Origin of the sequence: Antarcticimicrobium sp., from assembly GCF_029212575.1 — a bacterium.
GTDB lineage: Bacteria > Pseudomonadota > Alphaproteobacteria > Rhodobacterales > Rhodobacteraceae > Antarcticimicrobium.
In genome coordinates, this window is record NZ_JARGPK010000063.1 from 1 (window position 1) to 7753 (window position 7753).

Sequence of the window (7753 nt, forward strand, 5' to 3'; positions counted from 1 at the left end):
CGCGTGGTTCCGGCATCGGGCGGGCGGCGGGCTGAAGCCCGCCCTACGTTCTACGTTCCCGCCGTTAACTCTGGAAATCCGTCTCGTCCCGGTGCAGGTCGCGCACCGCGATGGCGGTATCCTGCGCCTTGCTCAGCGACCAGCGCACCCGGGTTCGGTAATCCAGCGCCCGGCCCGACAGCACGATCTGTCGGCTGGCGCGCGGTTTCAACCGGCCCTTTTCGAGATAGACGCCGGGCTCCAGCGCGAGGGTCTGTCTGCCCTCGTGGCGAAACACCCAGATCTCCCCGCTTTTCAGCGCCATCGACACCGCCGCCCCGCCCAGATCCAGCGCCGCGTCCACCTCCGGGTGCAGGTGCAGGCGGATATCAAACCCGATGCCCGACAGCACGGTCGCATCCATCGCCTTGTCGAACCGGCGCTTGTCGGCATCCTCGACCGCCAGCAGCATGTCCTCGCCGGCCAGCCCGCGCCCGTCGAAGGTAAGGTCGAGGCAGCGCACATGGGTCAGGCCGAAGCTGCGCAGATAGCCATCATGCCCGCCCTGAAAGCGAATACCATCAGTCATCTCGGAAATCTGGGTGGGCACCCGGACTGGCGCGTCGATCAGGGCCTCGCGCCCGGTGCCGCGGGCGGGGTCGGCCAGCCGCGCGCTGGAATAGCCATCGAGGCAGAGCGTGGAATGCGACGGCGTCGCGCGCCCGGCGCGGCGCCATTCAACCCCGAAGGAGGCGCCCGAGCCGCAGTTGACGATCAGCGGGCGGCGCCCGGAGGTCAGCTCGAAGGCCAGCGTCGAGGCATGCGCGTTGAACGAGGCCGCCCCGCGCGGCGGTGCGCTGGCATCGACGATCAAGGTGGTGCGCCCGCCCGAGAGCCGCGCATAGCCCATTGCCAGCCCCTCCGGCTGGACCGGCTTGACGTGGCTGGCCGCCAGCGCGTGGTCGAGCCGCCCCTCCATGCCGCGGCCACCGCCGTGAAACCGCGCCAGCCCGCCGTCGGCATGGCGCAGGGTGCGCAGGGTGGGTGCGATCCGCTCGATCGCCGCCTGGTGCTGGGCCGGCACCCCGCGCCCGGCGTCGTGCAGCACCGCCGCCGCCCAGGTCAGCAGGGTAAAGACCTCGAGCAGTTCCTCGGGGTTGCGGGTCGGCAGCCCGCCCTGGCCGTCGATCTGCGTCGCGCATTCGCGGGCCAGTGCCCTGACCGCCGGGTCGGCCAGTTCCTCGCGCCCCTGCAGCGACAGCCCGGCGTAGATCAACCCGGTCAGCGCCTCGAACCGGGGCAGGCCGGGCGCCGCGCCGGTCCAGCGTTTCGACAGGAACCAGGCCTGCGCCGAGAGCGCGCGGTAGAAGATTTCGCTCGCCTCGCGGTCCTGCCCGCGCAGCAGGAACAGCGCGTGATTGATCCAGCGGATCACCCGCCGCCCGGCCAGATCCGGTGTCCAGCCGGGCCCGGTGCCGCCGCCATGCGCTGCGATCCAGCCCCAGAGCCAGTTCTGCGCCTTTGCCCGTGCCGCCAGATCGCCCACCGCTGCCAGGTCGTCGAGCCAGGCAAATCCGTGGCGCTCGGCGTCAAAGGCGGCGTTGGGGGCGGCGACGTCCCACAGCGCGGTATCGGGCGATTCGATCAGGTAGCCGGCGAACAGCAGGTTGCCGGCCACCAGTTGCCGGCCGCGGGCGAAACTGCCGATGGTGCGCGGCTCGGGCTGCGAGACAAACCCGGTCGCGGCACGCTGGCGCCGGCTAAGCCGGGCGTAAAGCCGGTTGAGGATCCGTGTCCTTCGGCCGGCGAAACTGTCAGGACTGGACATGCGCTCTGCCTCTCACGCTCTCTGGCGTTTCCGGCAGATCATAGCGGCGCGAAGCCGCCAAGTCACTTGCGAAACCCAGGCTTCAGGCGGCTTTGATCAGGCAGGCGATATAAAATCCGTCCATCCCGCCCAGATCGGCCCAGTAATCGGGCCGCAGCCGCAGCCCGCCCTCGGGCGTGATCCAGGCCGGATCGACCCCCGGCAGGGCCAGCGCGGCGCGGTCGATGGTGGCCCCCGGCAGGCTCTCCAGCGCCGCCTCGACCTGCACCTCGCCCTCGTCGGGCAGCAGCGAGCAGGTGCAATAGACCAGCCGCCCGCCCGGTTTCAGCAGGCTCCAGGCATGCGCCAGCATCTGCGCCTGCAATTCGATCAGCCCGGCGAACTCCGACCCGTCCTTGGCAAAGGGCAGGTCGGGATGGCGCCGGATGGTGCCGGTGGCCGAACAGGGCGCGTCGAGCAGGATGGCGTCATACTCCCCCGCGTGCTCCAGCGCGTCGCCGACCACCACCTGCGCCGAAAGCCCGGTGCGGCCAAGGTTGTCGCGCAGCCGGCCAAGCCGCGCATCGGAGATATCGAGCGCCACCACCTCGGCCCCGGCGGCGGCCAGTTGCAGGGTCTTGCCCCCCGGCGCGGCGCAAAGATCGAGCACCTTTTCCCCCGGTTGCGCCGCCAGAACCCTTGCCGGCAGCGCGGCGGCGGCGTCCTGCACCCACCAGGCCCCCTCGGCAAAGCCCGGCAGCGCCGAGATCTGTCCCGGCGCGGTGAGCCGCAGCGACCCGGTCGGCAAGACCCGCGCGCCGGGCAGATCGACCTGCGCGCCCGCGCGTGGCGTGATGTCCAGCGGTGCACCGGCGAAATGCACGGCCTCCATCGCCGCCATCGCATCGCCGCCCCAGGCCTGGGCCAACGGCTTGCGCAGCCATTTCGGCAGCCGCGGCACCCGCAGTTTGTCCCAGGCCTCCGGCCCCTCGGCGGCGATCTTGCGCAGCACCGCGTTGACCAGCCCTTTCAGGTGACCGTGGTGACGATGCCGGCTGACGATGGTGACCATGGCATTGACCACGCCATGTGCCGCCTCGCCCTGGCACAGTTCCACCGTACCCAGCCGCAGCGCGTTGCGCACCGGCAGGGGCGGGTATTTGCGCAGGTGTTTCTGCAACAGCCGGTCGGCCCGCTCCAGCCCGCGCAGGGTGTCGGTGGCCAGACGCTGCGCGCGGGCGCGGTCGGCCGGTTCCAGCCGGTCGAGCGCCCCGGCGGCCAGGCATTCGGGTATCAGTCGGCCCTCGCCCAGAACCTGGTCAAGCAGGTTGATCGCGCTCTGCCGTGCGGTGATTGCGGTGTCGTCCATGCCTGCCTGTCCTCGCTGCGTCCCTGCGCCCGTCTTGCTCCCGGGCGACAGAGGCGTATATCACGGAGAAAGAGCAAAGGAACCCGTGATGCGTGAGAATGACAGCCCGGATGCCGCGCCGGACGCCGCCGACCTGCCGCCCGCCGCCAAACGCGCGCTGGCCGAGGCGCAGGAGCGCCGCCGCAAGGCTGAGGCCGAACAAGCCCCCCTCCCCACGGAACTGGGCGGGCGCGACGGGCCCGAACCGGTGCGCTATGGCGATTGGGAAAAGAAGGGGATCGCGATCGACTTTTGATCGCATGGCCGGGATGGGAAAGGGGGCGCCGCCCCCTCGGCCTGGCGGCCTCACCCCCGGAGTATTTTACACGAGAAGAAGCGGGACTGGCTCACAGCCCCAGCACATCCACCATGTCGTACTGGCCCGGTCCCTTGCCCTGACCCCAGAGCGCCGCCTTGAGCGCGCCGCGGGCAAAGATCGCCCGGTCGGTCGCCACATGACGCAGCACGATCCGCTCACCATCGGCGGCGAAGAGCACGTCATGCTCGCCCACGATGTCGCCGCCGCGAATCGCGGAAAAGCCGATATGCCCCCGTTCGCGCGCGCCGGTGATCCCGTCGCGGCCCCGGTCCGCCACATCCGCCAGCGTGACCCCACGCCCCTCGGCGGCGGCCTCGCCCAGCATCAGCGCGGTGCCCGAGGGCGCGTCGACCTTGTGGCGGTGATGCGCCTCGATCACCTCGATGTCGAAATCCTCGTCGAGCGCGGCAGCGACCCGTTTCGTCAGTTGCACCAGCAGGTTGACACCAAGGCTCATGTTGCCGGCGCGGACGATCACCGCGTGGCGCGCGGCCGGCTCAAGCTGCGCGATCTGTTCGGGGGTCATGCCGGTGGTGCCGATCACATGCACCGCGCGGGCCTGGGCGGCCAACGCGGCGAACTCCAGCGTCGCCTCGGGCGCGGTAAAGTCGATCACCGCCTGCGCCTGGGCAAAGGCGTCGAGCGGCTGGTCGGTCACCGTCACGCCCAGCGCCGCGCCGCCCATCGCCTCGCCCACGTCGCGGCCGACCCAGGAATGACCGGCGCGTTCCACCGCGCCGACCAGGCGCGCCTTGTCGCTGTCGCAGATGGTTTCGATCAGCATCCGGCCCATCCGGCCCGATGCCCCGGTCACGACGATCCCCGGCCTGTGTGTCATCTCGGCGCCCTTTCGCTGCGGTATCCGGTTGTTTCCCTACCTTCTCCCGCGCTTCTTGGCAAAGCCTCCGCGAAGGCGTAGATCGGGGACATGGCAAAGAACAGTTTTCACGACGGTCCCGGCCCCTCGCAGCGGCAGCTTCGCGTGGGCGAATTGATCCGGCGCACCCTGGCCGAGGTGCTGGCGCGCGGCGACATCCACGACCCGGACCTCAACCGCATGTCGATCACCGTGGGCGAGGTCCGCACCTCGCCCGATCTCAAGATCGCCACCGCCTATGTGCTGCCGCTGGGTGGCAAGGGGCAGGAGGACGTGGTCAAGCTGCTGGCCCGCAACAAGGGCGAGCTGCGGCGCATCATCGGCAAGAAGGCCGGGCTGAAATTCACCCCCGACCTGCGGTTCCAGCTCGACCAGACCTTTGACCAGATGGACGAAACCCGCCGCATGCTGTCGCAGGACGCGGTGCGCCGCGACCTCGAGAGTTGATGCGCGCCGTCCTGGCGTTCGTGGCCATGCTCGCCGCCGGGCCGTCGGCGGCGGTCGAATGCCGTGACACCAGCCATGGCGGCAACCGCTATACCATCTGCGAGGTCGATGCGACGCGCGAGGATCTGCGGCTGTTCCTGAACGATGGTAACGGCCTGCCACTGGGCCAGTTCGGCGCGGTGAACCGCGTGCTGGCAGGTGAGGGAAAGCGCCTTGCCTTCGCGATGAACGCCGGGATGTATCACGACGACCGCAGCCCGGTCGGCCATTACATCGAGAACGGGCAGGAGCTGATGCGGGTGATTCCCGGGGCCGGACCGGGCAACTTCGGCCTTTTGCCCAACGGGGTCTTCTGCATTTCCCAAGGCCGCGCCGAGGTGATCGAGACCCGGGCCTATCTCGCGCGCAAGCCCGGTTGCACCTATGCCACCCAGTCCGGGCCGATGCTGGTGATCGACGGGGCGCTGCACCCGCGCTTTCTGCCCGACAGCACCTCGCGCTATGTGCGCAACGGGGTGGGCACCAGCGCCGACGGGTCGCACGCGGTCTTCGCTCTGTCCCGCAATGCGGTCAGTTTTCACGATTTCGGGCGGCTGTTCCGCGACCGGCTGCAGCTGCCGCAGGCGCTCTATTTCGACGGCAACGTCTCGCGCCTCTACGCGCCGCAGCTCGGGCGGAACGATCCGGGTTTCGATCTGGGGCCGATCGTGGGGGTGGCCGAACCCGCCGAATAGGGGAATTCGGCGCCGATTCCGTACAATCCCGCCGCCCCGACACGCCGCAAATTGACAGCGCCGCTCTGCTCGGCTACCTCGCCGCACTCTGATCACGAACGGGAACGACATGGCACGCAAACGCAAGGGGCGCGACCTCTCTGGCTGGCTGGTGGTGGACAAACCCGCCGGCATGACCTCGACCGCGGTGGTCAACAAGGTGCGCTGGGCGCTGGAGGCGAAGAAGGCCGGCCACGCCGGCACGCTGGACCCGGAGGCGACCGGCGTGTTGGCGGTGGCGCTGGGCGAGGCGACCAAGACCGTGCCCTATATCACCGACGCGCTGAAGGCCTATGCCTTCACCGTGCGTCTGGGCAAGGCGACCAATACCGACGACGCCGAGGGCGAGGTGATCGCAGAGAGCGACATCCGTCCCACGGACGAGGAGATCAAATCGGCGCTGGGTCCGTTCATCGGCGACATCATGCAGGTTCCGCCGAAATACTCCGCGGTGAAGATCGACGGCGAGCGCGCCTATAAGCTCGCCCGCGATGGCGAGGAGTTCGAGGTCGCGGCGCGCCCGCTCTGGGTCGAGGAACTGGTGATGACCGACCGGCCCGACGCCGATCACGTCGAGCTGGAAATGACCTGCGGCAAGGGTGGCTACGTGCGCGCCATCGCCCGCGATCTCGGCCAAGCGCTGGGGTGTTTCGGCCATGTTTTGCGCCTGCGCCGGATCTGGTCCGGCCCCTTCGACGCCGAGGACGGGCTGACCCTCGCGCAGATAGACGAAATGGCGAAAACCCCGGCGCTGGACGAATATATCCGCCCGCTGGAACAGGGGTTGGCGGATCTGCCGGAGGTCAAATGCACCGCCGACGGCGCGGCGAAGCTGCGCAACGGCAATCCCGGCACAGTGCTGCCCTCGGACGCGGAATACGGTGATGAATGCTGGGCCTCGTTCGAGGGGCGCGCGGTGGCTGTAGGCCGCTACAAATCGGGGCAGCTGCACCCCAGCCGGGTGTTCAACCTGTAAGGCCGCCCCCGGAGCGCCCCTGCGGGGCGTGCCTCCGGCGGGAGTATTTGGGGCGAGAAGAAGCATCGGACCCTTCTTCTCGTCGGAAAAACTTCCGGGGGAGCCGCCCGCGCGGGCGGCGGGGGCAGCGCCCCCTCTCTTCCGGCGGCGTCTTTCGCTCCGGCGCGCAGACGGTTAAACCCGATCCCATGATCAACCGCAGCCATACCAAGGGCGGCGCGCCCTCTTCCGGCGTCTGCCGGGACAGCGACGGGGCGCAGGGCGCATTTCGTGATCCCCCCCTCGACCGCGACCGGGGAAATCTTCGATGGTGCAGGGACTATTCGCTGAAAGAACACTCAAACGCATAGATGAAAAACAATATGCCGAAGGCTGCTTTTCCATATGAGGGCCAAGATGACGAATGCAGAAGAAAACATCTCCGAGGATGAGGCCCACAGGCTGCACGATCCGGGCGGCAAGGTTCGAATCCGTCTTCCCGACGGGGTGATCGGCGGCGCGACCTTCTCTTCTTGCGGGCGATACCGCCAGACCTTGATCCGCGACTGGACGCCGAAAGGTGACCAACCGCGAACCATCATGTTCCTGGGCCAAAACCCCTCTGTTGCGACCGCCGAAGTCTCGGACCCGACCTGTGACCGGGAGCTTGGCTTTGCCAGAAGGTGGGGATTTACACGCTACGTGAAGACCAACATGCTGGACTGGCGCGCCACCGAACCCAGAAACGTGCCACATGACCCCAAGCTGGCATGCAGCCCGGAAAACCTCCCGACGATTCTCCGCGAAGCCGAGCCCGCCGAGGAAGTTCTGCTGGCCTATGGAAAGCTGCACAAGCGCTACGCAGAGATCGTTCAAGAGACGCTGCGCGCGCTCAGAGCGACCGGAAAACCGCTCAACTGCCTGAAACTGAACAAGGATGGATCAGCCGGGCATCCGCTGTACATCAGCAGCACGACCGAGCGGTTTCCGTTTCCGGGCGCCTGAAAGACCTGCCTGTCCGGCTTTGTTGCGCAAATCGGTTGAGGAGCAAACTTCCCCTTGCCCCGGACAGGCTCATCCTGCCGGCTTTGTAATGGGTATGCCAGGAGCGGTGTAGCGGTCGAGCACCGCGATGCGGATCCGGAATTCCGCGACCTGGCGATCAAAGTCTCTGGCCCTCAGGGACTG

8 protein-coding genes and 1 pseudogene are annotated in these 7753 nt (G+C 68.4%); 5 read left to right on the top strand and 4 right to left on the bottom strand.

The features are described 5' to 3' along the window. Positions 1 to 64: 64 nt before the first annotated feature. A complete protein-coding gene (locus P1U75_RS14765) occupies positions 65 to 1807 on the bottom strand; it encodes a heparinase II/III family protein (protein ID WP_300244793.1) in 1743 nt (580 codons plus the stop codon). Positions 1808 to 1889: 82 nt separating this feature from the next. Beyond that, on the bottom strand, positions 1890 to 3155 hold the full coding sequence (locus tag P1U75_RS14770; RefSeq protein ID WP_300244794.1) for a transcription antitermination factor NusB: 1266 nt from the start codon (positions 3153 to 3155) through the stop codon (positions 1890 to 1892). A gap of 88 nt (positions 3156 to 3243) precedes the next feature. On the opposite strand from P1U75_RS14770, the gene P1U75_RS14775 reads away from it, so the two are divergent. Beyond that, a complete protein-coding gene (locus P1U75_RS14775; protein WP_300244796.1) occupies positions 3244 to 3450 on the top strand; it encodes a DUF1674 domain-containing protein in 207 nt (68 codons plus the stop codon). Positions 3451 to 3541: 91 nt separating this feature from the next. On the opposite strand, the gene dapB is transcribed toward P1U75_RS14775, so the two are convergent. After that, on the bottom strand, positions 3542 to 4351 hold the full coding sequence (gene dapB / locus P1U75_RS14780; RefSeq protein ID WP_300244797.1) for a 4-hydroxy-tetrahydrodipicolinate reductase: 810 nt from the start codon (positions 4349 to 4351) through the stop codon (positions 3542 to 3544). Positions 4352 to 4441: 90 nt separating this feature from the next. Here dapB and rbfA point away from each other — a divergent pair, with 90 nt between their 5' ends. From rbfA to P1U75_RS14800, 4 genes are all read left to right on the top strand, one after another. Continuing rightward, positions 4442 to 4837: a 30S ribosome-binding factor RbfA gene (gene rbfA, locus P1U75_RS14785; RefSeq protein WP_300244798.1), complete on the top strand. Its 396-nt coding sequence runs from the start codon at positions 4442 to 4444 to the stop codon at positions 4835 to 4837. Continuing rightward, positions 4837 to 5571 (top strand): phosphodiester glycosidase family protein, encoded by a 735-nt coding sequence (locus P1U75_RS14790; protein WP_300244800.1) that lies wholly within the window; start codon positions 4837 to 4839, stop codon positions 5569 to 5571. Before rbfA ends, P1U75_RS14790 begins: the two co-directional genes overlap by 1 nt. A 109-nt stretch (positions 5572 to 5680) precedes the next feature. Beyond that, positions 5681 to 6586: a tRNA pseudouridine(55) synthase TruB gene (truB, locus tag P1U75_RS14795; protein ID WP_300244802.1), complete on the top strand. Its 906-nt coding sequence runs from the start codon at positions 5681 to 5683 to the stop codon at positions 6584 to 6586. A 396-nt stretch (positions 6587 to 6982) separates the two neighbouring features. After that, positions 6983 to 7570 carry a DUF1643 domain-containing protein gene (locus P1U75_RS14800; RefSeq protein ID WP_300244803.1) on the top strand — a complete coding sequence of 196 codons (588 nt, stop codon included), beginning with the start codon at positions 6983 to 6985 and terminating at the stop codon, positions 7568 to 7570. Between the two features lie 69 nt (positions 7571 to 7639). Here the strand turns inward: P1U75_RS14800 and P1U75_RS14805 are convergent. Continuing rightward, positions 7640 to 7753, bottom strand: a pseudogene (locus P1U75_RS14805) (IS5/IS1182 family transposase); the annotation flags it as partial.